This is a genomic window from Xenorhabdus littoralis (genome assembly GCF_033949345.1).
In the GTDB taxonomy this organism is placed as follows: Bacteria; Pseudomonadota; Gammaproteobacteria; order Enterobacterales; family Enterobacteriaceae; genus Xenorhabdus; species Xenorhabdus littoralis.
Window position 1 is genome coordinate 65,975 of the sequence record NZ_VCDP01000004.1, and the last position, 23,633, is coordinate 89,607.

Annotated in this window: 22 protein-coding genes; 9 read left to right on the forward strand and 13 right to left on the reverse strand. The window is 45.2% G+C overall.

Going from position 1 to position 23,633, the window contains the following annotated elements; translation table 11 throughout:
- Window positions 1-132: 132 nt before the first annotated feature.
- From FE394_RS01230 to hpt, 4 genes are all read left to right on the forward strand, one after another.
- Window positions 133-1,014, forward strand: coding sequence for an integrase domain-containing protein (locus FE394_RS01230; protein ID WP_319924583.1), 882 nt, complete (start codon window positions 133-135; stop codon window positions 1,012-1,014).
- Window positions 1,011-1,214 (forward strand): helix-turn-helix transcriptional regulator, encoded by a 204-nt coding sequence (locus FE394_RS01235; protein ID WP_319924584.1) that lies wholly within the window; start codon window positions 1,011-1,013, stop codon window positions 1,212-1,214. Before FE394_RS01230 ends, FE394_RS01235 begins: the two co-directional genes overlap by 4 nt.
- Before the next feature lie 280 nt (window positions 1,215-1,494).
- Window positions 1,495-1,758: a helix-turn-helix domain-containing protein gene (locus tag FE394_RS01240; RefSeq protein WP_319924664.1), complete on the forward strand. Its 264-nt coding sequence runs from the start codon at window positions 1,495-1,497 to the stop codon at window positions 1,756-1,758.
- A gap of 372 nt (window positions 1,759-2,130) precedes the next feature.
- On the forward strand, window positions 2,131-2,676 hold the full coding sequence (gene hpt, locus FE394_RS01245) for a hypoxanthine phosphoribosyltransferase (RefSeq protein WP_319924585.1): 546 nt from the start codon (window positions 2,131-2,133) through the stop codon (window positions 2,674-2,676).
- A gap of 84 nt (window positions 2,677-2,760) precedes the next feature.
- Here the strand turns inward: hpt and can are convergent, their stop codons facing one another.
- Window positions 2,761-3,414 carry a carbonate dehydratase gene (gene can, locus FE394_RS01250; RefSeq protein ID WP_319924586.1) on the reverse strand — a complete coding sequence of 218 codons (654 nt, stop codon included), beginning with the start codon at window positions 3,412-3,414 and terminating at the stop codon, window positions 2,761-2,763.
- A gap of 181 nt (window positions 3,415-3,595) precedes the next feature.
- Between can and FE394_RS01255 the strand changes: the two genes are divergently transcribed.
- Together FE394_RS01255 and FE394_RS01260 are read left to right on the forward strand one after the other, a co-directional pair.
- Window positions 3,596-4,519, forward strand: a complete 924-nt coding sequence (locus FE394_RS01255) for an ABC transporter ATP-binding protein (RefSeq protein ID WP_319924587.1) — start codon at window positions 3,596-3,598, stop codon at window positions 4,517-4,519.
- A complete protein-coding gene (locus FE394_RS01260) occupies window positions 4,519-5,289 on the forward strand; it encodes an ABC transporter permease (protein ID WP_319924588.1) in 771 nt (256 codons plus the stop codon). The genes FE394_RS01255 and FE394_RS01260 overlap by 1 nt, the downstream gene beginning before the upstream one ends.
- Before the next feature lie 193 nt (window positions 5,290-5,482).
- Here FE394_RS01260 and panC read toward each other — a convergent pair whose 3' ends face one another.
- The 7 genes from panC to sfsA all read right to left on the reverse strand — a co-directional run bounded on the left by panC (window position 5,483) and on the right by sfsA (window position 11,774).
- On the reverse strand, window positions 5,483-6,340 hold the full coding sequence (panC, locus tag FE394_RS01265) for a pantoate--beta-alanine ligase (RefSeq protein WP_319924589.1): 858 nt from the start codon (window positions 6,338-6,340) through the stop codon (window positions 5,483-5,485).
- A 38-nt stretch (window positions 6,341-6,378) separates the two neighbouring features.
- Window positions 6,379-7,170 carry a 3-methyl-2-oxobutanoate hydroxymethyltransferase gene (gene panB / locus FE394_RS01270; protein ID WP_319924590.1) on the reverse strand — a complete coding sequence of 264 codons (792 nt, stop codon included), beginning with the start codon at window positions 7,168-7,170 and terminating at the stop codon, window positions 6,379-6,381.
- 103 nt (window positions 7,171-7,273) lie between these two features.
- Window positions 7,274-7,759, reverse strand: a complete 486-nt coding sequence (gene folK / locus FE394_RS01275; RefSeq protein ID WP_319924665.1) for a 2-amino-4-hydroxy-6-hydroxymethyldihydropteridine diphosphokinase — start codon at window positions 7,757-7,759, stop codon at window positions 7,274-7,276.
- Between the two features lies 1 nt (window position 7,760).
- Window positions 7,761-9,119 carry a polynucleotide adenylyltransferase PcnB gene (gene pcnB / locus FE394_RS01280; protein WP_319924666.1) on the reverse strand — a complete coding sequence of 453 codons (1,359 nt, stop codon included), beginning with the start codon at window positions 9,117-9,119 and terminating at the stop codon, window positions 7,761-7,763.
- 311 nt (window positions 9,120-9,430) lie between these two features.
- The gene (gluQRS, locus tag FE394_RS01285) at window positions 9,431-10,309 is read right to left on the reverse strand and encodes a tRNA glutamyl-Q(34) synthetase GluQRS (RefSeq protein WP_319924667.1); all 879 of its coding nucleotides are present in this window, start codon (window positions 10,307-10,309) and stop codon (window positions 9,431-9,433) included.
- A 101-nt stretch (window positions 10,310-10,410) separates the two neighbouring features.
- The gene (dksA, locus tag FE394_RS01290) at window positions 10,411-10,866 is read right to left on the reverse strand and encodes an RNA polymerase-binding protein DksA (protein WP_047963537.1); all 456 of its coding nucleotides are present in this window, start codon (window positions 10,864-10,866) and stop codon (window positions 10,411-10,413) included.
- Window positions 10,867-11,063: 197 nt separating this feature from the next.
- Window positions 11,064-11,774, reverse strand: coding sequence for a DNA/RNA nuclease SfsA (sfsA, locus tag FE394_RS01295; RefSeq protein WP_319924591.1), 711 nt, complete (start codon window positions 11,772-11,774; stop codon window positions 11,064-11,066).
- 136 nt (window positions 11,775-11,910) lie between these two features.
- Between sfsA and hrpB the strand changes: the two genes are divergently transcribed.
- Both hrpB and mrcB read left to right on the forward strand, forming a co-directional pair.
- Window positions 11,911-14,373, forward strand: coding sequence for an ATP-dependent helicase HrpB (hrpB, locus tag FE394_RS01300; RefSeq protein ID WP_319924592.1), 2,463 nt, complete (start codon window positions 11,911-11,913; stop codon window positions 14,371-14,373).
- Window positions 14,374-14,423: 50 nt separating this feature from the next.
- The gene (gene mrcB / locus FE394_RS01305; RefSeq protein ID WP_319924593.1) at window positions 14,424-16,910 is read left to right on the forward strand and encodes a bifunctional glycosyl transferase/transpeptidase; all 2,487 of its coding nucleotides are present in this window, start codon (window positions 14,424-14,426) and stop codon (window positions 16,908-16,910) included.
- A 114-nt stretch (window positions 16,911-17,024) separates the two neighbouring features.
- Here the strand turns inward: mrcB and hemL are convergent, their stop codons facing one another.
- Window positions 17,025-18,308, reverse strand: a complete 1,284-nt coding sequence (gene hemL / locus FE394_RS01310) for a glutamate-1-semialdehyde 2,1-aminomutase (protein ID WP_319924668.1) — start codon at window positions 18,306-18,308, stop codon at window positions 17,025-17,027.
- Between the two features lie 257 nt (window positions 18,309-18,565).
- Here hemL and erpA point away from each other — a divergent pair, with 257 nt between their 5' ends.
- The gene (gene erpA / locus FE394_RS01315) at window positions 18,566-18,907 is read left to right on the forward strand and encodes an iron-sulfur cluster insertion protein ErpA (protein WP_319924594.1); all 342 of its coding nucleotides are present in this window, start codon (window positions 18,566-18,568) and stop codon (window positions 18,905-18,907) included.
- Between the two features lie 586 nt (window positions 18,908-19,493).
- On the opposite strand, the gene FE394_RS01320 is transcribed toward erpA, so the two are convergent.
- From FE394_RS01320 to mtnN, 4 genes are all read right to left on the reverse strand, one after another.
- A complete protein-coding gene (locus FE394_RS01320) occupies window positions 19,494-20,393 on the reverse strand; it encodes a DMT family transporter (RefSeq protein WP_319924595.1) in 900 nt (299 codons plus the stop codon).
- A gap of 445 nt (window positions 20,394-20,838) precedes the next feature.
- Window positions 20,839-21,480, reverse strand: coding sequence for a hypothetical protein (locus tag FE394_RS01325; RefSeq protein ID WP_319924596.1), 642 nt, complete (start codon window positions 21,478-21,480; stop codon window positions 20,839-20,841).
- Window positions 21,481-22,026: 546 nt separating this feature from the next.
- On the reverse strand, window positions 22,027-22,884 hold the full coding sequence (gene btuF / locus FE394_RS01330) for a vitamin B12 ABC transporter substrate-binding protein BtuF (protein WP_319924597.1): 858 nt from the start codon (window positions 22,882-22,884) through the stop codon (window positions 22,027-22,029).
- Window positions 22,885-22,914: 30 nt separating this feature from the next.
- Complete coding sequence (mtnN, locus tag FE394_RS01335) at window positions 22,915-23,610, reverse strand: 5'-methylthioadenosine/S-adenosylhomocysteine nucleosidase (RefSeq protein ID WP_319924598.1); 696 nt, start codon at window positions 23,608-23,610, stop codon at window positions 22,915-22,917.
- Window positions 23,611-23,633: the final 23 nt, after the last annotated feature.

Here is a 23,633-nt window from a genome sequence, read left to right on the forward strand (position 1 = left end):
ACCCCGCAATACCTCAACTCGCGTTCACTCTGGCGCACAGATATCCGTCAAGGATAAAGCAGGCATTTCCTGCTTTGTCAGCACTGTCGCGCGCCAGAGATTGCATGTTGAAAGGTTAAGTAGGGGAATCAGATGAGCCGATTGATTAAGGAATTAAAATTTTTTGCCCGGCAGGGTGGTGGTAGCCATAAAACCTGTCACGACCGCATTCGGATTGCAGGGCGTTTGGGCGCGTTGTTATTGAGCCTGAATATTCAGGTTAAAAGCCTCAGCCATTTAAAAGCCAAACATGTGGAACATTATGTTGATGCCCGTTTATCTCAGGGTACTGCTAAACGAACAGTACAGAATGAAATGTCTGCGCTGCGTAATATTTTCCGTATGGCTGGTCGGGAGAAATTGGAAGCCTCTCCGCGTTTGAGCAATAAGGCGTTGGGATTAAATGGAGCCAGCCGCGCCGGAACGAAGCAGGCGATCCTTGATGCCACGTTTCAGACTGTGTATCAGAAAGCCCTTGAGCGTGATGCCGGATTTGCAGTCACATTGAAACTTGCCCGCTTGATGGGGCTACGTTCTCAGGAAGCGGTGCAATGTAGTGCCTCACTGAAAAGTTGGCGGAAGCAGTTAGAACAACCAGAACCGAAACTTCATATTGTTTTCGGTACAAAAGGCGGCCGGCCAAGACAAACCCGTGTACTGGATGTTGCTGCGGTGAAAGAGGCTGTAGAGCAGGCCATTGCTATTGCAGAACAACGAGGTGGCAGGTTGATTGATAAACCGGATCTCAAACAGGCCATGAACTATTGGCGAACCAATACCACAAGGATTGGTTTAACGGGCTGCCATTCTCCCCACAGTTTGCGTTATGCGTGGGCACAGGATGCACTGGCGTTTTACCAACAAAATGGCTTTAGCCGCCAAGAAGCACGAGCATTGGTCTCAATGGATTTAGGGCATGGCGATGGTCGCGGGCGTTATGTGGAGAGGGTTTATAGTCAGGGAGGTATGGCATGATGGATACCCTGACGTTCATTCGTCTGGACTATGTGATGAAAAAGACTGGATTGGAAAAATCACAAATCGATCATTTGATTCGGCAGGGGAATTTTCCTAAACCTCGCAGGTTGGGTATCCGTTCTATGTTATGGATGGCAAAAGAGGTTGATGAATGGGCAGCAAATAAAGCCAGTAAAGCGCCTAACTTATTGAATTGAGGCTGAGTTAGTGGTTGGTATTAGTGATTCAGTTATTGAGTCAGATAAACCAATCAGTTAAAGTAACCGCGCCATTGGCAAAATCCAATGGTAAGGTTTCGCAGCCTTGTATATAGCTACCCACTGGTAGGATTTTTCTACCAGTGTGCCTGTTATCGCCTTTTCAATGGTGGTTCAGGCGGGGGAGGCCTCGGCCTCGCCGGAAGGTAGCTACCGGTACTGCGAACCCTGTCTGAATCACCACCATCAATTTTCTCAATTAATGGAAGGGGTAGCAGGAATGAATAACATCAGAAACGACTGGCATCAAGCCGATATTATTGCTGCATTACGTAAACGTGGTACAACCTTAGCGGCAGTATCCCGTGAAGCAGGACTGAGTTCTTCCACACTAGCTAACACGCTGTCACGTCCTTGGCCTAAAGGCGAATGGATTATCGCTAATTATCTCAACATTCATCCGTCTGAAATCTGGCCTAGCCGTTATTTTGATATGGACGGTGATCTTATTGAGCGTAAAGTTCGCGATAAATCATCAAAATAATTATTCTAATACCGGAAAACATCAGGGAAATAGTCACCTCATCTCATTACCTATTGTGTTGTTTGTTTTGATGAGGTGGCACAATGGGTTATCCGTCACCGCAATCTTTAATACCTTCTGATGAAATGCGTCGCAACCTCTTATCACAAGTCCAGAACGTTTAGTGTTCTGATCTGCTCATTGGCAACGAGTCATAGATTCAACCCTTCTTTTACTGTAGGTGGTGAATTCTGATATGCTTTGCAAAATATTTTGTTCTCATGTTGTTGTGTGTGTGCGTCTTTGTGTGGTGAACGGTATATCAATCGGTGTATCACTTTTCGTAAAAAGACACATGATTTTATTTTAATTTTTGTTTAAAAATAGATGGTTATGAGTAAACCAAAACATATTGTAGAAGTGATGATCTCCGAACAGGAGATTAAGCAACGTGTCGCTGAGCTGGGAAAACAGATCACAGAACATTATCGCAATAGCGATCGTGAGTTGGTACTGGTTGGTCTGCTAAGAGGATCATTTATTTTTATGGCAGATCTATGCCGTGAAATACAGATTCCCCACGAAGTGGATTTTATGACTGCATCCAGCTATGGCAATGAGATGAGTTCTACCCGCGATGTGAAAATTCTCAAGGATCTTGATGAAGACATTCGTGGTAAAGACGTGTTGCTCGTTGAAGATATTATCGACTCAGGCAATACACTGAACAAAATCCGTGAGATTTTGGGACTGCGTGAACCAAACTCACTGGCGATTTGTACTCTGCTGAACAAACCATCTCGTCGTGAAGTTGATGTTCCAGTTGAGTGGGTTGGTTATGCGATTGAAGATAAGTTTGTGGTGGGTTATGGCATTGATTATGCACAGCATTACCGCCACCTGTCTTATATTGGGCATGTTACTTTGCTGGAAGATTAATTTTTGCTGTAAGCAGAAGTTATCTGTAGTGCAGTGAGCAAATGGCAGCAAAAAGGCTGCCATTTGTTTTTTCAGCTGATGCTGTTATTTGGTTTGAGACAGTTTAGAGATAGCCTGGCGATAATTCAGTTCCAGCTTTTCACGGCTGTCAGCCGTGATATCCAGATCATGTAATTCACCGTCTTTCAAGCCGTACACCCAACCGTGGATCATCACTTTCTGACCGCGTTTCCACGCAGATTGCATGATGGTTGAGTGGCCGAGATTATAAACTTGTTCGATTACATTCAATTCGCACAAGCGGTTCAGCCGGTCATTAGGAGATAACTCGCCGAGCATGGAGCTGTGCTTGTACCACAAATCACGAATGTGGAGCAGCCAGTTATTGATTAAACCCAATTCAGTGCCATTCACAGCGGATTCAATACCCCCACAGCCGTAGTGACCACAAATGATGATGTGTTCAACTTGTAAGACATCCACAGCATACTGTACGACGGATAAACAGTTTAAATCAGTATGGATAACAAGATTAGCGACATTTCGGTGAACAAAAAGATCGCCGGGTGCGGCATCAATCAACTTCTCGGCAGGGACTCGGCTATCAGAACAGCCAATCCACAGGAAATGGGGTGTTTGTGCTTTTGATAAGTCTTTGAAGAAATGTGGATTTTCTTCATTTACAGACTTTGACCACTGTTTGTTCCTGGCAAACAGCTCTTCAATTTTTCTCATCATAACTAATAGCCTGGCAACATTTTTGAGATAGAATCATATACAACATTAATTAAGAACTTAATATTTAATTGAAGAATGTTTTTTATTTGATGCCTGTCATTGCGAAGAAAGACAGGAAAAATAATGGCATAATTTCTATCTCGCACTCAAAAATAGCAAAAATTAAAGGTGTTTCTTACTTATGGCTTATGCACTGGAATTGACGCAGCTCACGAAAACCTATGCAGGTGGAGTGAAGGCGCTGCGGGGAATTGATTTGCGTGTAGAAACTGGCGATTTTTACGCACTTCTGGGACCAAATGGTGCGGGGAAATCCACTACGATTGGTATTATTAGTTCCTTGGTCAATAAAAGCAGCGGTAAGGTTAAGGTGTTTGGCTACGATATTGATACAGATCTTGTCAATGCTAAACGGCAACTGGGGCTTGTTCCGCAGGAATTTAATTTCAATCAGTTCGAGACAGTGATTCAGATTGTATTGAATCAGGCCGGATACTATGGTGTTCCCCGTGATTTAGCACAAGAAAGAGCTGAAACTTACCTTACTCAGTTGGATTTATGGGAAAAGCGCAACGAACGGGCTATCCGTTTATCTGGTGGCATGAAGCGGCGTCTGATGATTGCCCGTGCCCTGATGCATCAGCCAAAGTTGTTAATCCTTGATGAACCAACAGCAGGTGTGGATATCGAACTGCGCCGATCCATGTGGGACTTTTTAAGGGAATTGAATGCGCAGGGAACTACGATCATTCTGACAACGCACTATCTGGAAGAAGCCGAAATGCTATGTCGTAACATTGGCATTATTCAGCATGGTGATTTGGTCGAGAACACCAGCATGAAAGATTTGCTCAGCCAACTTGAGTGTGAGACGTTCTTGCTCGATTTAACACCGGAAGGCTCAGTGCCTATCGTTGATGGTTATGATTATCGCCTGATTGACTCAGCCACGTTGGAAGTGGATGTAAAACGCGGTCAGGGATTGAATGATATTTTCTCCCAATTAAGTACACAAGGTATTCAAATCAGCAGCATGCGCAATAAAGCGAATCGTTTGGAAGAGCTGTTTGTTGACTTGACCCATAATAATCAAGGAGATAAATAATGATCCAACTGTACTGGGTGGCTCTTAAAACTATCTGGATTAAAGAAATCAACCGCTTTGGTCGCATCTGGGTACAGACGTTATTGCCGCCAGTGATCACAATGTCCCTTTATTTTGTCATATTCGGCAATTTAGTGGGTTCCCGTATTGGTGAAATGGGTGGGGTCGGTTACATGCACTTTATTGTGCCTGGGTTGATAATGATGTCAGTGATCACCAATTCCTATGCTAACGTTTCCTCTTCTTTCTTTGGCGCTAAATTCCAACGCAGCATTGAAGAAGTACTGGTTGCCCCGGTTCCGACTCATATCATCATTGCGGGATTTGTTGGTGGCGGAGTGGCCCGTGGCGTGTGTGTCGGGATTCTGGTGACATTAGTATCACTATTGTTTGTACCGTTACAGATCCATTCATGGAGTATGGTGGTGATTACCTTACTGGCAACATCTATTTTGTTTTCGTTGGCAGGGCTGCTGAATGCCATTTTTGCGAAAACGTTCGATGATATCAGTATTATTCCAACCTTCGTTCTGACACCTTTGACTTATTTAGGCGGTGTATTCTATTCCCTTACTTTGTTGCCTACTTTCTGGCAAGTTGTGTCAAAAATTAATCCGATTGTCTATATGGTCAGCGGATTCCGTTATGGTTTTCTGGGTATTGCTGATGTTTCTCTTATGATGACATTAGGTATGCTGAGTGCTTTTATTATTGGATTCTATTGGCTGTCTTGGTATTTGATTGAGTCAGGTCGGGGACTCAGAACTTAACAGCAAAAATAGTACTCACAGTAAAAATAATACTCCGCCGTGAATGGTGAATGATGGTGGAGTATAATAAGCTGACCCTATTTAACTGCCATCCGAATGGTGTCTGAGGAAAAAAGATGGCGCGCTTTAAGCATAACTAAATCGGGATATACGTATTATTTTTGCTGTCTATACTTATATCCCTCGATTAAGCTCAATGAATCAAATCGACTTGCTGATTATCAATCAACCTCGTTTGTCCTAACCATACAGTCATCAGGATCACCGCTTTTTTGCTTTGCACTGTTAATGGTGCCAGATTTTCTGCATCCCGGATAAATAATTCATCAGGCATAAAGCCTTCTGCCCGTAAGCGTGCAGATGATGATTGAATCAACTTATCGATATCCCGCTCTCCATTCTTCAGTTCTTCCGCCATAAGCTGCATGATTTTATTCAGCGAAGGCGCGATTTTTTTCTCTTCAGCGGAGAGGAGATTATTACGTGAACTCAACGCCAATCCATTTTTATCACGAACGATAGGCACAGGAACTAATATAATTTCATAAGCCATATCCGCAATCATTTTCCGGATAATCTGTAATTGCTGAAAATCTTTTTCGCCGAAATAAACCAGATCAGGCTGGATCAGATTAAACAATTTGCTGACAACGGTCGTGACACCCCGGAAATGCCCCGGACGGCTGGCACCTTCAAGCATATGGGAAAGCTCTGGCACTTCAACAAAAGTTTGATTACCGTTCAGGCCATGCGGATATATCTCGCTGGCGCTGGGGGCGAAAACCACTTCAACATTGCGACGACTCAGTTTTTCACAATCTTCCTGCAATGTGCGTGGATAATTGACCAGATCGTCTTCTCGATCAAATTGCATCGGATTGACGAAGATACTGACAATAACGACATCAGCTTGTGCTTTGGCGGTATCAACTAATGCCATGTGACCGTCATGCAGGTTACCCATCGTAGGGACGAAGGCAATACGCTTACCTGCCTGACGCCAGCGGCGGATTTCACGACGTAAGATTGGGACCGTTTCTATAATCAGCATTGCTGTACTCCTTTAATTATCAGTCATGCTGGGGATCATCACTTGAATGAGTGCTCTTGGCCGGGATAGATACCGCTTTCTACCTGCTCAATATACAGTCTAACGGCATCCCGTATGTTGCCGGTTTCTTTGAGAAAGTCTTTGGCAAATTTAGGTGCTTTCGCTGTGATGCCCAAGGCATCGTGCATAACCAGAATTTGTCCGTCAGTCATATTGCCAGCGCCAATGCCAATGACCGGAATTTCCAGCGTTTCAGTGATACGTTTCGCCAATTTGGTCGGCACACATTCCAGTAGCAATAACTGTGCTCCTGCTTTTTCCAAGGCAATGGCGTCGTTAAGTAATTTCTGGGCAGAGGCTTCATCGCGCCCTTGAACTTTGTAGCCGCCGAGGACATTAACTGATTGTGGCATTAAACCCATGTGAACACAGACAGGGACGGCGCGTTCAGCCAGCATTCTGACGGTATCGCACAACCAATCTCCACCTTCAATTTTGACCATATTGGCCCCTGAGCGCATCAATACGGCGGCATTGTCAAAACTTTGCTCCGGGGTGGCATAGCTCATGAAAGGCATGTCCGCGATAAGGAAAGCGTGGGGAGAGCCTGCGCGAACGCTTCGGGTATGGTAAGAAATATCTTCAACGGTAACGGGTAAGGTTGAATCGAATCCCTGCACGGTCATACCGAGTGAGTCGCCAATTAACATGACATTAATGCCCTGTTCGGTGAAAAGGCGGGCGAAACTGGCATCGTAAGCTGTGATAGTCGCGAACTTGCGTTTCTCTTTCTTTAATTGACGCAGGTCAGACAGGGTTGTTGGTTTCATTATTATCTCCTGAATGGTGAGAGCCTATCCCATTGGGTTATCCAAAAAATGCCCAAGAAGATAGGCTCTGATTATCCAGAAATCGGCCACATTAAAAACTGTACTAGCTTAACCAAAACGTCAGGCCATTTTCTGGAACTTGTTTTAATCGTTCCGCCAGTGTTTCTCCATCGGGAAACACAAGATCCGGTGCAATTTCTGCAAGCGGGTAAAGCATAAATTCGCGTTGTTTTAAACCGTAATGAGGAACAGTCAGTCGTTCAGTATTAATGATGTGATCGCCAAACAACATGATATCGAGATCAAGCGTTCTTGGCCCCCAGCGCTCATCTTTACGGACACGACCTTGCGCCAGTTCTATTGCCTGAGTGTGATCAAGCAAAGTTTCTGCCGGTAACTGAGTCTCCAGAGCGACGGCAAGGTTGAGGTAATCAGGTTGATCCTGAGGCCCCATTGGTTTGGTCCGATAAAAGGATGAGCAAGCCACAAATGTGGTGCCAGGGATCGTTTTCAGAGCAGCAAGTGCATTCTCCACTTGCTGCAAAGGTTCAGCCAGATTGCTGCCAACGGCAAGATAAACCCGCGTCATATTAACCGTTGTCCCGGTTCTGGCGAATTCGTCCATTACGGCGCGGTCGCGTTCTGCGGCGAATTGGATCATTACCTAATTCTGATATCATTCCCCGTTGTTGGGAAGGTGTTGACTGTTGGAACTCCGTCCACCAATGAACCAGTTCTTTCAGTTCATGGCGTGGTTCAACGCTGGCACGTAACTCCAGTAAATCATACGCAGCACGGAATTTCGGGTGCTCCATCAGCTTATTCGCCCGCTTTCCCTGACGGCGCGGCAGACGGAGCTGAAGCAGCCAAATATCGCGCATCGTTGTGGTATGGCGTTTCGGAATCGCAATAGAACGGCACTGTTCATCGAGAATATCATTCATTGCCAGCGCAAAGGCGTCGTAATACGGTAATCCGCCTTCTTGAGACAGTTTTTCCGCATGTTCAATCAATGGATACCACAGCATGGCTGCGAACAAGAACGCCGGGTTGACTCGCAGGTCATTCTGTAAGCGGTGGTCCGTATTCTTGAGCACTTGTGCCAGCATTTTTTCCATCGGCGAATCACCATCTTGGGTGAGATTACGCTGAATCATGGGGAACAACGGCTGGAATAATTGATATTCGCGCAGCAGCTTATAGGTTCTGTAACCCTGTCCCGCTTGCAACAGTTTCAGGGATTCTTCGAACAGGCGGGCTGATGGGATCTCTTTCAACAGAACCGCAAGACGCGGGAGCGGCTCAGCAGTTGCTGGTTCTATGGTCATGTCCAGTTTACTGGCAAAACGGACGGCACGCAGCATACGGACAGGATCTTCACGGTAGCGGGTTTCCGGATCGCCAATCAGACGGATAATGCCTGCGTTCAGGTCTGCCATGCCACCGATGTAATCCCGTAATGCGAAATCTTCAGTGCCGTAATAGAGGCTGTTGATCGTGAAATCGCGACGAACGGCATCTTCTTCGACCGAACCGAAGATATTATCACGCAATAGCATACCGCTCTGGGCTTTATGTGATTGATTCCGGTCATTGCTTTCAACTTGCTCATGCGGCCCGCGGAAAGTCGCAACTTCAATCACATCCGGTCCAAACATAATATGGGCAAGACGAAAGCGGCGGCCAACAAGGCGACAGTTACGGAACAGTTTACGAACCTGCTCCGGCGTAGCATTGGTTGCTATATCGAAATCTTTGGGTTTTTTGTGCAGCAGTAAATCACGAACCCCGCCTCCGACCAAATAGGCCTGAAAACCTGACTTATTCAGACGATACAGAACCTTCAGGGCATTATCACTGATGTCCTTGCGTGAAATGGGGTGCTGCTCCCGTGGGATCACCGTGATCGGGGAGTCCGAGGGTTTGACCCTTGCGGATTTTTTCTTCATTTTGTCATTGTTGGCATGTGATGAAGATGAATGATTTTCTCTACGACGTTTGCGTGGAGAACTGCTCTCTGTTTGAGCAGAATGGTCAGATACGGTGACTGGCCTTTCACTGACTGCCCGTGTGTCGCGTTTTTCTCTGTTGTCGCGGATCAGCAAATTACGGCAGAAAGTTGCTACTCGGTTAAAAATGGTACACCTCGATAGTGACTAATCAATTAAAACAAAAAACAGCCGCCAATCATAACTTACTGAACATTTTTTGAGAATGCTTACTGCGCCAATAGAAACACTTTATTTAAATTGACCGTTGGTTATCTATTTTTTGACGGAACTGCGTTTATATTCCAACCGACGATAGCCTGCTTTAGCAGTTGATCTGTAGTGAGATCTTGCCAGCCTGCAATAGTGGGTTGGTTTAAAAATGATAACGCATCAATAAGCAATGGTCTTGGATCATCCAGCGGTATTGGCTGGGCATGATTTTGCTTAGAGAGCTTCTTTCCCTCTTTATTTAGCACGAGAGGTAAATGCACATAGTCTGGCGCAGTGAAATTGAGATGTTGATACAGAGATAGCTGACGAACCGTTGGTTCAATTAAATCAGCTCCTCTGACAATTTCAGTGACGCCCTGATAGTTATCATCAATTACAACGACAAGATTATAGGCGAATAAGCCATCTTTGCGATGAATAATGAAATCTTCTTCCGCCATTTCCGAAGGTACTGTGACGTAACCCTGCAATTTATCGTAAAAACCATAAACGGGATGCCACTGTTTCAGCCGAATTGCGGCATCATACCCGGTAAGGGATAAATGTTGGCAATGACCATCATAAAAACCACCCAGTTGCTGAATGCGCTGACGGGTACAGGTACAGCAATAGCTCTTTCCTTGCTGTTTTAATTGTTCAAGGATGGCGCGATAGGCTTCATGACGCCGGGATTGATAGAAAACTTCATCGTCCCAGTGAAGCTCATAGTGCTCAAGGGCTTTTAATATCCGGCTGGCCGCTCCGGGAACTTCTCTCGGGGGATCAATATCATCAATGCGCATCAGCCATTTCCCGTGGTGGGCGCGGGCTTGCAGATAACTGCCCAATGCAGTCACCAGAGAACCGAAATGGAGATCACCAGAAGGAGATGGGGCGAAGCGCCCGATATATAACGAGGAATATTCAGATTGGGTCATGTCAGAATCAATATAGGGCTCATACGGCGCCATTCAGCGCCGTACTTAACCCATGTACTTATCAGTTACTTATATATTTACTTATATACTTACTTATATAGTTAGCCAGCCATTTGCTTTTCGCGAATTTCAGCCAACGTCTTACAGTCAATACATAAATCGGCTGTTGGGCGAGCTTCCAAACGGCGGATGCCGATTTCAACCCCACAGGATTCACAATAGCCAAAATCGTCCTCTTCGACTTTTTTCAGCGTTTTTTCGATCTTTTTGATCAATTTACGCTCACGATCCCGATTACGTAATTCAAGACTGAACTCTTCTTCTTGCGCCGCACGGTCAACTGGATCAGGGAAGTTTGCTGCCTCATCTTGCATATGAGATACAGTACGGTCTACTTCATCCCTGAGTTGATTGCGCCATGCTTCCAGAATCAGCTTGAAATGCTCTAACTGGGCATCGTTCATGTATTCTTCGCCTGGCTTTTCCTGGTAAGGTTCTACCCCAGCGATGGCGAGAATGCTCAAGGACGAGGTTTTACGTTTTTGCCCTTCTTGCATAATGCTTCTCCTTACACACGCACTATCAAACGACCCCCCCGACAATAGGGGGGAAAAAAATAGGCCGCTATAAATAGCAGATGACTGCGAGGTTGGCAATTGTTCCTGCCATTAGTTTTGCAATGGTGTGAAGACAGCCGTGTTTACTGCCTAAATATATTGCAAAACTGCTCTCGTCAGCATGATCTGTTTACAAATTATCCTATTGATAAAAAAGGTAATTTGTCACTTATAACCATCCTGTTTTCTGTCATACTGGCCTTATAACAAATAACTTCGACCCCTGATTTGCGTGCTTGTTCCAAAAGAACAGCATAATCATGGTCAATATGTTTTGCTGCCGCAACCTGACTGACCCCAGAATGTAAAACAGCAAATAACAGGACAGCCCGCTGTCCTTGTTGTGCTATCAATGATAGCTCACGTAAATGTTTTTGCCCGCGAATTGTAACCGTATCAGGGAAATAGCCATGATTTTCCTGTAATAATGTCACTGACTTGACTTCAATATAGCATTCAACTCTTTGTTTTGACTGTAACAATATATCTATCCGGCTTTTCTCTTTTCCATAGCCCACTTCGCGGCTTATTTGCTCGTAGTCAGATAATTCTGAAATTACGTTTTTTTCGATAGCTTCATAGGCTAAGTCATTCGCCCTGAGTGTATTAACACAAATCCAGTGCCCATTTTGCGTCTGTGTTAACTCCCAGCTATTCGGATATTTGCGCTTGGGATTGTCGGATGTGGAATACCAGACGGTATCTCCCGGCGTAGCACAACCTGTCATTGCGCCAGTATTGGCACAGTGTATGGTGAGTGTTTCTCCTTCCGGTGTAAGGACATCCGCCAGAAAACGTTTATAGCGACGGATTAAAGTGGCTGATTTCAGGGGAGATACAAATTCCATAAACTTTCCTTTATAACCAGTGATTGGAGTCCCAATGGGCAGACTGCCTGAATGACCTGAAATTCGATGAAACGAAATCAAGAATGCCAATGCTACAATGGCGGCTACTGAAAGTTAATCCATAAATGGTGAACCTTTGTTATTACCAATTTATGACGTGGTGGAATCAGTTATTGCTGAGTTGCAAACGTCAAAGCAGGTATTGCTGCATGCGCCGACAGGGGCAGGAAAATCGACCGGATTGCCATTGGCAATTCTGAAGCAGGCACAATTGGCAGGGCGCATCATTATGCTGGAACCGAGGCGTATTGCTGCGCGTAGTGTGGCTGAGCGTCTCGCCGAACAATTGAATGAGCCTGTTGGCGTGACCGTAGGCTATCGGATGCGTTCGGAAACAAAAATCAGTGCTGCCACACGCCTTGAAGTGGTGACGGAAGGCATTCTGGCTCGAATGCTTCAGCAAGATCCTGAATTGAGTGATGTCTCACTCGTGATCCTTGATGAATTCCATGAACGCAGTTTACAGGCTGATCTGGCGTTGGCGCTGTTGCTGGATGTGCAGGAAGGATTGCGTGATGATTTGCGCATCCTGGTGATGTCGGCAACGCTGGATAATCAGCGTCTCTCCTCTTTATTACCGGATGCGCCAGTGATTGTGTCAGAAGGACGCAGCTATCCGGTAGCGAGATCCTATCATCCCCTTTCTTCTCATCAGCCTTTTGAACAGTCGGTCGCCTCGGCGGTATTGCGTTTATTGCAGCAGGAAACGGGATCATTGTTGCTGTTTTTACCCGGAGTCGGTGAAATCCAGCGTGTTCTGTCGCAGCTGGATGGGAAGATAAATGAAGATACCCTATTGTGTCCGTTGTACGGGGCGCTATCGCTGTCAGACCAGCGCAAGGCAATCGCACCTGCGCCAATGGGAATGCGTAAAGTTGTACTGGCAACCAACATTGCAGAAACCAGCCTGACGATTGAAGGCATCCGGCTGGTGGTGGACAGCGGCCTTGAACGAACCAGCCGATTTGAACCGAAAAGCGGATTGACTCGTCTAATAACTCAGCGCATCAGCCAAGCATCAATGATTCAGCGGGCAGGACGTGCCGGGCGACTGGAGTCAGGTGTTTGCTGGCACTTGTTTGGTCAGGAACAGGCAGAAAGGGCTTCGGAATACAGTGAACCGGAAATCCTGCATTCAGATCTAAGCAACCTGTTACTCTCTCTATTACAGTGGGGATGTCGCGACATGACCCAACTTCATTGGCTGGACAATCCACCACAACCCGCTTTGGCTGTTGCGGAATCGTTGCTGCTAAGATTGGGAGCATTGGATGATAATCAACAACTGACGGCCCGTGGTTGGAAAATGACCGAATCCGGCAGTGAACCGCGTTTGGCGGCAATGCTCTGTTTGGCTAAAGAAAAAAGCAGTGCGACATTGGCAACAGCGGCGAAACTTGTTGCCATTCTGGAAGAACCACCGCGCCGTGGACAGCCAGATCTTATTTATTGGATGACCTCAACTCAGCACCATTGGCAGAAGCGGGCTAATCAGCTTATCAGGAACCTTGTGGGTAAAAGTGATAAACAAGATTTTGATAACAGCGTTGAAAACATTAGCCCTGATTTTGTTGCTGAATTATTGGTACAGGGTTTTCCCGATAGGATTGCTAAAAACCGTGATAACGTCGGGCGCTTTCAGTTGGCTAATGGTTTAGGCGCCGCGCTGGAACGAGAAGAGCCGCTTTCGAGTGAAGCTTGGCTGGTTATCCCTTCACTACAACAAAGCAGTAACAACCCTGATGCCAGGGTTTCGCTTGCCTGTTCGTTGAACATCGAACAGACCATACGCCAATATCCGCTTTTGTTTACTGAACATACAGCCGTTGAATGGGATGATAGCAAAGGCTCATTGCGGGCATGGAAGCGTCTGCAATGCGGGCGTTTGGTTGTCAAAGCGCAGCCTCTGGCAAAACCTTCTGAGTCGGAATTACACGAAGCCTTGCTGAATTGGGTTCGGCAGGAGGGATTGTCGGCGTTGAATTGGTCACCGGAAGCATTGCAGTTGCGCATTCGTCTGCAAAGGGCAACAGAATGGTTACCGGAAATGACATGGACAGCGGTAGATGACGATAGCTTGCTGAATTCTCTTGAACAGTGGTTACTTCCCGCGTTGGAAGGCGTTGGTGACCTGAAAGGACTGCGTCAGATTGAGCTGTCATCTTGTCTAATAAATTTGCTTGATTGGCAGCAACGGCAAATACTGGATAATGAATTGCCTACTAATTACACTGTGCCGACTGGGAGCCGGCTCACTATCCAGTATTTTAAGGATAAATCTCCTGTACTATCAGTCAGAATGCAGGAAATGTATGGGGAACAGCAAAATCCAGTATTGGCGAAAGGTCGAATTCCGATAGTGATTGAACTGTTGTCTCCTGCCCATCGTCCATTGCAGATCACGCAAGATCTTGCCGCATTCTGGCGCGGGACTTACCGTGAAGTACAAAAAGAGATGAAAGGGCGCTATCCCAAACACTTATGGCCGGATGATCCTGCTAACACGGCACCGACAAGGCGCGTGAAAAAATATATGTAATTACTTTGGGATTCATAACCTGTATCGAACAAACATGTGGAGAATTCGGTATGTCTGATGATGATCGTCAGCCAATCGGACGTAAGGGTAAAAAATCGGGACTTCGTCGTGGGCGAGCATCAAAAAATCGCATTCGGCGGGATGACTATGATGACTGTGATGGTTATGAAAATGATGATTTTGACGACGACGATGAGGATGAAGTCATGACTAAAAAAGGGAAGAAGACCCGCTCACCGAAGAGCCGACCTTCCAAAAATCGGGGAAACTGGCTTTTGTGGTTGCTGTTGAAAGTCTTTATTGTGTTGGCGGTGATTATTGGTATCTATGGTTTCTATCTGGATAACAAAATTAGCCAGCGTATCGACGGCAAAGTCTGGGATTTACCCGCCGCAGTGTATGGTCGAATGGTCAATCTTGAACCGGGCATGAATTACAGCAAGGAAGAAATGATCCAATTGCTGGAAGGTATGCAATACCGGAAAGTGACAAAAATTACCCGTGCGGGTGAGTTTGTACTCAAGGGAAACAGCATTGAGCTTCTGCGTCGTGCATTTGATTTCCCTGATGGTCAGGAAGGGCAAATTCAGGCCAGATTGACCTTTGAAAATAACCATCTTACCAGTATCGAAAACGTAGAAAACCAGCGGCAGTTTGGTTTCTTCCGCCTTGATCCAAAACTGATTACGATGATGCAGTCGGCGAATGGCGAACAACGTCTGTTTGTCCCGCGTGAAGGTTTTCCTGATTCACTGGTTCAGATTTTGCTGGAAACAGAAGATCGTTATTTCTATGAACATGGCGGAGTCAGGCCAATTTCCATTATCCGCGCTGTATTGGCCAATCTGACAGCGGGACATACTGTTCAGGGAGGCAGTACTCTGACCCAGCAGCTGGTGAAAAACCTGTTTCTCTCCAATGAGCGTACTTTGACCCGTAAAGCGAATGAAGCGTTGATGGCGGTGTTGATGGATGCACGTTATAGCAAAGATCGCATTCTTGAACTGTATTTGAACGAAGTCTTTTTGGGGCAAAGTGGCGATGAACAGATCCATGGCTTCCCGTTAGCGAGCCAGTACTACTTTGGCAGCCCGATTGGTGAATTAACGCTGGATCAGCAGGCATTGCTGGTGGGGATGGTTAAAGGGGCATCGGTATATAACCCGTGGCGCAATCCTAAAAAAGCACTGGAACGCCGCAATATCGTTCTGAAAATTCTTCAGAACCGGAATGTCATCACGCAAAAAGATTATGACTTGTTGAGTGTCCGTTCACTTGGCGTAAAACCTAAAAGTGAGAGTATTACGCCGCAGCCTGCGTTTATGCAGTTAGTGCGTAAGGAATTACAGGAAAAGTTAGGCGATAAGGTTAATGCTTTATCGGGGGTAAAAATCTTCACTACCTTAGATCCTGTTTCACAGGATGCAGCAGAAAAAGCGGTAGAGGAGGGAGTCGCAGATCTGAGAACAAAGCGCAAGGTCAGTGATCTGGAAGGCGCGATTGTCATCGTGGATCGCATCAGTGGCGAAGTTCGCGCAATGGTGGGAGGTTCGCAACCACAATATGCAGGATTTAACAGGGCACTGAATGCCCGACGCTTGATTGGTTCCTTGGCTAAGCCTGCAACTTACCTCACGGCATTAAGCCAGCCGGATAAGTATCGCCTGAACACTTGGTTGTCGGATGAGCCAATCTCTATCCCCCAAGAAGGAGGAAAAGCTTGGGAGCCGAGGAACTTTAGCCGTACTTTCAGTGGCCGGGTGATGTTGATTGATGCTTTGGCGCGTTCGATGAACATTCCTACAGTGAATCTGGGGCTGGATGTGGGATTGGATCGTATTGCCAGTACGCTGATTTCAATGGGTATTCCTGCTCAGGAAATCAAGCAGGTTCCCGCTATGTTGCTGGGCGCAATTGCGCTGACGCCAATGGAAATGGCACAGGAATTCCAGACCATATCCAGTGGTGGCAATCGCGCAACACTCTCTGCGTTACGCTCTATCATCGCTGAAGACGGTACGGTGGTTTACCAGAGCTATCCACAGGCTGAGCGGACAGTGCCGCCACAGGCTGCTTATCTGACATTATATGGGATGCAGCAAGTAGTCGTTCGTGGTACAGGCCGATCACTGGCCGGAAAATATGGCAAATATAATCTGGCGGGTAAAACCGGAACGACTAACGATCTTCGTGATAGCTGGTTTACGGGGATTGATGGTAAAGAAGTCGTTGTTGTCTGGACCGGGCGTGATAACAATGGCCCGACTAATCTGACAGGGGCGACGGGAGCATTGACCATTTACAAGCGTTATCTGGAAAATGAAACGCCATTGGCTCTGAATAACCGTCCGCCGGAAGGCATTGTGGATATGTCAGTCAATGAAGATGGCAGTTTCAACTGTGCTGGTACCGGCATCAGAACGCTGCCTGTCTGGACAGATGATCCTCAGTCCTTGTGTCAGCAACCTGTGCAACAGCCGATAGAGGATAATGAAGAAGAAGCCCCGGGCTGGCTGCGCGAAATGTTTAATCAGTAGTCGTTGATTTCGTAAGAAAATAAGCTTTCCCACCGGAATGGAATGGGTAGGAAAGCTTTTATTTTTCCAGACGTCACGATCAATGACTTGTGGCGTCTGGATAAATAAGGCAGTTTATTTCAGTTTAGCGAAGCTACGTGCGGCTGCGTCAACAGTACGCTGGATATCTTCATCAGTATGAGCGATAGACATAAAGCCCGCTTCAAATGCGGAAGGTGCCAGATAGACGCCTTCTTCCAGCATCAGATGGAAAAATTGCTTGAAACGTTCTACATCACACTTCATGACATCCTGATAGCAGGTCACACTTTCCGCATCAGTAAAGAAAATACCGAACATGCCACCAACGTAATTAACTACCAGCGGAATGCCTGCTTCTGATGCCGCGTCTTTCAGGCCAGTAGCCAGTTTGTCGGTCAATTCGCTTAAACGTTGATGAACGCCAGCCTGAGCGACTTCATTCAGACAAGCCAGACCCGCCGCCATCGCGATTGGATTACCAGAAAGCGTTCCTGCCTGATAAACCGGGCCGGTTGGTGCCAGTTTTTCCATGATTTCCAGACGGCCACCAAAAGCACCGACAGGCATACCACCACCGATAATTTTGCCAAGGGAAGTGAGATCCGGCTTAACATCGTAATACTCTTGCGCCCCGCCGAGAGCGACACGGAAACCTGTCATCACTTCATCAATGATCAGCAAAGCACCAAACTCATCACACAGTTTACGCAGACCCGGCAGGAATTCTGGCAGTGGCGGAATACAGTTCATGTTACCTGCGACAGGTTCGACGATAATACAGGCAATCTCTTCAGGATATTTTTCGAAGGCTTCACGAACGGAATTCAGGTCATTGTAAACGCAGGTCAGGGTATGTTTAGCAAAATCAGCAGGAACACCCGGTGAGTTAGGCTGCCCAATGGTCAAAGCGCCTGAACCTGCTTTGACCAGCAGACAATCGGCATGACCGTGATAGCAGCCTTCAAATTTAATGATTTTGTCGCGTTCGGTATAGCCACGAGCCAGACGAATGGCGCTCATGGTTGCTTCTGTACCTGAGTTCACCATGCGAACCATATCCATAGAAGGGACTAATTCTGTTACCAGCTTTGCCATTTCTACTTCGGCAGCGGTAGGTGCCCCAAAACTCAGGCCCCGTTCAGCGGCTTCAATAACCGCATTGCGGATAACCGGATGGTTATGTCCAAGCACCATCGGCCCCCATGAACCGACATAATCGATATAAGCATTACCATCGACATCATAAAGATAGGCACCATCGGCACGATGGATAAAGACAGGCGTACCGCCAACACCATTAAAAGCACGTACAGGTGAATTGACACCGCCGGGGATCACATGTTTCGCCTGAGAATAAAGCGTTTCGGACTGGCTCATTAATAAAGCTCCTGAAAGATAACGATAACGGTACAGATATGGGAATGCCATTCTAAAGCACCATAATGGGGAAGCCAAATGATGAGAAGGATTTACCTTGTTGCATTCGTGTGGCAAAACTTGAACGAATTAGTCAGGTATTGGATAATCGCCGACAGTTGATTAGAAAGCGTATACCCATAGCTAACAAAGCTGCATCTTGAAATCCATTGGGTATAACGAGAACTTTTACCGGAAAGCCGGACTGGAGCAAAAATATGAGCGATGCTGCACTGCCTTTGCAGTTTACTGATGCCGCAGCCAATAAAGTCAAAGTGCTGGTTGCTGACGAAGATAATCCGAACCTGCGTTTGCGGGTCTATATTACAGGTGGTGGTTGTAGCGGTTTCCAGTATGGTTTCACTTTCGATGACCAGATGAACGAAGGTGATCTGACAATCCAGAAACAAGGGGTTGAACTGGTTATTGATCCAATGAGCCTGCAATATTTAGTGGGTGGTTGTGTAGATTATACCGAAGGGTTGGAAGGTTCCCGTTTTATCGTCACCAATCCGAATGCAAAAACCACCTGTGGTTGTGGATCTTCTTTTAGTGTCTGATTGAAAGTGTGGGTCATTATAATAAATAGCCCCTCTTTTCCAGAAGATTAGCGTACTGACAAACCTCGTTTAAAATGACGAGGTTTTTTCTAATAACAATTATTTCTAAAAATAAGTAAAAACCTACAATTAATTAACCTGCTATTACTACGCTAATAGTCCTTCTATATTAACAGCCCCAATAGATAAAAGCGGATAGAACTATTATAACTAACTGATATCACTAACTGGAAATTCGAATGAACAGGTATAGCTGTTTCTAACAGCGAAGGTAAATTTGCTCAAGATTCAAATGAAGAAGTCTTGATAAACAAGTGCTACTGAACGTGCTATTTGGCTGCGAGTAGGTTTGGTGTAGCTTAATGTTGTTTTTCTGTTGGTGTTCATAATTGTTTTCAGCTCTTTATATACTGGATGGCGAATAAAGTATAGACCACAAGCTGGGTTGTAACGTGGTGGTGATAACTCAATTAATGGTGAAGTAAATATCATTTAATACATAACTACTATTTCAAACAAGAGTTGTTAAAATATGAGCCTCCTTTTGCGGAGGCTATTTTGCAGGGGAAGCCCGTGACATATCTCGCTAAGACGAAATCAAGTGCGGTTGGTGGGATTTTTTAAGAATACTGACCACTAAACCTAACATAATGAAAAACGCCCCCAATGTGCCCATCCATCCTAGCGTTTCTCCAATAAATATGAATGCGAACAGCGTTGAAAACAGCGGTTCACTGGTTTCAGTAATTTGTACACTGCTGGCTTCTCCTTTTTCCACGGCTTTGGTTGTAAAGTAAAACCCGCCAATTGATGGCAGCAACACAAGCCCCAGAATCATCAGCAATGCGATACCGGAAGGAAGTTGTAGACCTTCATATATTGCGGGTACTGCGAGGAAAATACTGCCGAAGCCAAATAACCAGAGTAGTACTGACACCCCGCTGCCGATATTCATGAGCTTTGAGAGAAAGATGAATAGGGCGTATCCCAACCCACCTAATAATGCCAGCACAATACCTGTATAGCTGCCAGAGGTTTGATCCGCGAAATTAAAGAGGCAGTAAACGCCGATGATAATCAGCACGAACGATAAGCATTTATTGATACCAATTTTTTCTCCCAAGAACAGCGATGAAAGAATGATCGTAATGCCACCAGCGGCATAAACAAGAAAAGAGACTAACGGAATGGGCGCTTCCTTAAATGCCCAGGTTTCGAAGAAATACAGGCAAAAGATCCCAAAGAAAGCAAGTATGGCAAATTGCAGGCTTTTATGTCGTAAAGCAAAAACCGTCCGTCGCTCAGAGGGTTTCATCAGGCAATAGACCAACAGTATCAGGAAGGCAATAAAACATTTCCAGAATGCAACCTGATGATGGCTGATGCCTGAATTCAGTCCAAAATGGGTCAGTACGCCGATTGTGCCGTTAAGCGCAGCGGCTGTGAGAGCATAAAATTCAGCCCGTTGGTAAAAAGCGGTATTCATTTTCTGTATTTATCCAAATAAAAAATGAGAGTAACAAAGGATTAAAATGTTTTATTTATACTTGGGGTATGTTGGTGTTTTGTAAGAGGATTTGAGCAGCACAATCATTTGATATAATTACTTTCGCCAAAAAACAACCAGACTTCACCATCATACCGCGAAGGATGTTAACAGATCCCGCTTGGGATATCCGGTTTGAAGGAAATATCCATTTATCCCCTGCCGAGCGATGACATAGTTGAAAAATTCGGCCATTTAAAATAGCATTTTCAGCATTTATTCCGGAAAAATACAGGTGAAATGAATTTCCGGCCAGATGGCAAAATGCCCGAAACAGAGAATGAAATTCACACGACATTACGGGCATATCAGCTTGCTTATCCTCAGTGGAAACACAAATATGCCCGTTTCCGCGAAAATAGGAGCCGGCATAATGTTAATGCTTTTAGCAAATCGTTGTACCCAATGTTAAGGTGACACAACGAATAAATTCGGTGGAAACCCCTTTGCGATTTTCAAGGTCTATAACCGATGTCGTATGATATTTTGTACAGATTTCATAAAGCAGTGTCGGTGATATATCTGCCCCCAGAGATTTAAGCACAGCAGAGGCAGTTTCGGGCCTAAAATTCATTCGGGCTTCATGTGCGGGAAGCGCTTTACGGATCTTTTGGAATATCTCTTGGTTGTCATCCAGGATTTTTTCCAGATTAGTATCATTAACGTGAGACAAAGCATGATCAAAGTCTGTTATCCCCCGAAGCGCGAGAAGACTAACATCAATGTTATGTTTGGTAGCAAGCGATTCTGTGCCTTTCAGAGATTGAATTTTAGCATAGGCGAGTGACTTAATTTCATGGTGAATCTTACTTGATACTTCTGGAATGAAACCAAGGGCCAGAGCAATATTCTCCATTTCTTCAGGAAGTAGGGCAAACATCACACCTTCCCACGAATCGGTCAGTTCCATCGCCTTAGAACGAAGCGCTTCGGCATTGTCAGATATACGACGGAGTTCATTTTGACTCACCAGCCCCGCATCAATAACATGAAGTGAATAGGAAGTTTGAGCAGTAACTTTTTGCATGATCTTCTCCTAAACAGTATTATTATATCTGTAATTATCTTTACGGATAATAATACATTATCTGATAAATAAGATTAGATTAATAAATATTCCATGTGCTTTTTTTTACAAAAAATAAATTAGATTAGTTAAATTAACTGTTTTTTAAAATAGATGCAAAGCGTTTATATAATCAGAGGGTAAATTAAATATTAACCATTTAATCTCCTGTTTAAATAACTTCATAAGTATGGCAATGTCAATATTTTTTAACGGCGCTTATTGTTTATATTTTATTGTGTTAAATTTCATTGGGTAATTAATATGCACATTGCAGGAGGTATTTATGTGGAACATTTATTGTTATCATTGTTTGTTTTTTTGAAAAATAATGCGATCTATAATATTTTACTATTTAAGTAATTAACATTATTACAATACAGAGTTTAACCTGAATTTTGGATAAGACATTGAACTAATCCATGTTTATTATTAAGAAATTGAATTCGCAAATCCCTATGCGACTGACGTGGGTAATTTTCATTATTGTGATTTGGGCTGCTGTATTTAATGGATCTCATTTAATTGCTTACAAAGCTGCTCTGTTGCCAGAATAACCCTCGGTCCTGCGCGGCTAAACCAGTCATCATTCAGTGCAATAATGTTGACCTTCATTTGTGGTTGCCAGAAATCCGCAATCTGCTGTTTTTGCGCTTCCGTTCCACCAATGACAATCACTTCCGGTTTGCGGGTAAGTACTTGCTCACGATTAACCTGTGGCCACGGAACCGGGCTGTCAGCAAAAATATTTCTGCCACCGCATGTGGAAACGATTTCACTTTGAATGGTGTGAGAGGATGAAGTAAAAATCGGGTTCATACCAAACTGTAAGAATACCTGTTTAGGAGCGAGGTCGGCATAATCGTGTTTTAACTGGTTGAACTTCTGACGGATCTCTGAAGCTGCTTTTTTAGCCATATCGGGATGCGGACTATAGTCAGCAAGGCGTTCCAGCTCTGTTGCAACATCTTCGATTTTTTTTACATCAGAATAAAAAATCGGAATGCCCAAAGCCGCGAGTTGATCCAGTGGACGTTGAGGATTACCGCCACGCCATGCCAGAATCAGGTCGGGTTTCAGGGCGATGATCCGCTCCACATTAATACCTTGCCAGTCTGCGACCTGTTCCAGTTTTTTAGCTGCTTCGGGATAATCGGAGTAAGCACTAACTGCGACAAGCTGATCACCCAGCCCTGCGGCATAAGCAAGCTCTGTCGTTGATGGTGCAAGGCTGATAACGCGGGAGGCTGACGCATAAAGTGGAGCACTGAAGCCATATAAAAAGCTATATAGGAAACCATACAGGAGGAATGAGAATGCCAATCCAATAGAACGATGTGAGACTGTTTTAAAAATTGATTTCATTACCGATGCTCCACTTGTAATAATGGCTTATTATTTGCTGAGTTCTGCCAACATGGCATTGACCATCCGTGTAGATTCACGGGCTGCAACAACTAAAAACTCATCAAAACTGATGTGAGATTCTTGATCAGCAACGTCAGAGATTGCGCGAACGACAACAAACGGTACTTTATATTGATGACAAACATGGCCAATAGCCGCTGCTTCCATCTCAACCGCAGCAACTTTCGGGAAAGTAGCCCGAATACGTGATAATGGCTCTGAACCATTGATAAAGGCATCACCGCTGCAAACGAGACCGCGCACGGCATTCAGGCTGAGAGACTGGATACATTTTTCTGCCAGAACGATTAATTTATCGTCAGCAATAAACGCTGCCGGGCACTGCGCCATCTGTCCCGGCTCATAGCCAAAGGCGGTGAGATCGGCATCGTGATAACGAACTTCTTCGGAAACAACGATATCACCTACTGTCAATTTGGGATCAAGACCACCGGCTGAACCCGTATTAATGACGATATCTGGCTGGCAATGCTCAAGCAACAAAGTGGTTCCTAGTGCGGCGGAAACTTTACCAATACCCGATTTCAGCAAGGCAATATCAACGCCGTGCAGTTTGCCGGTATAAATTTCACATCCGCCTCGTGACAGTGTTTGCAGACCTTCAATCTGGTCACGCAGTAACGTCACTTCTTGTTCCATTGCACCTATTACACCTACTTTCATTGTGTCATACTCGCTTGTTATTA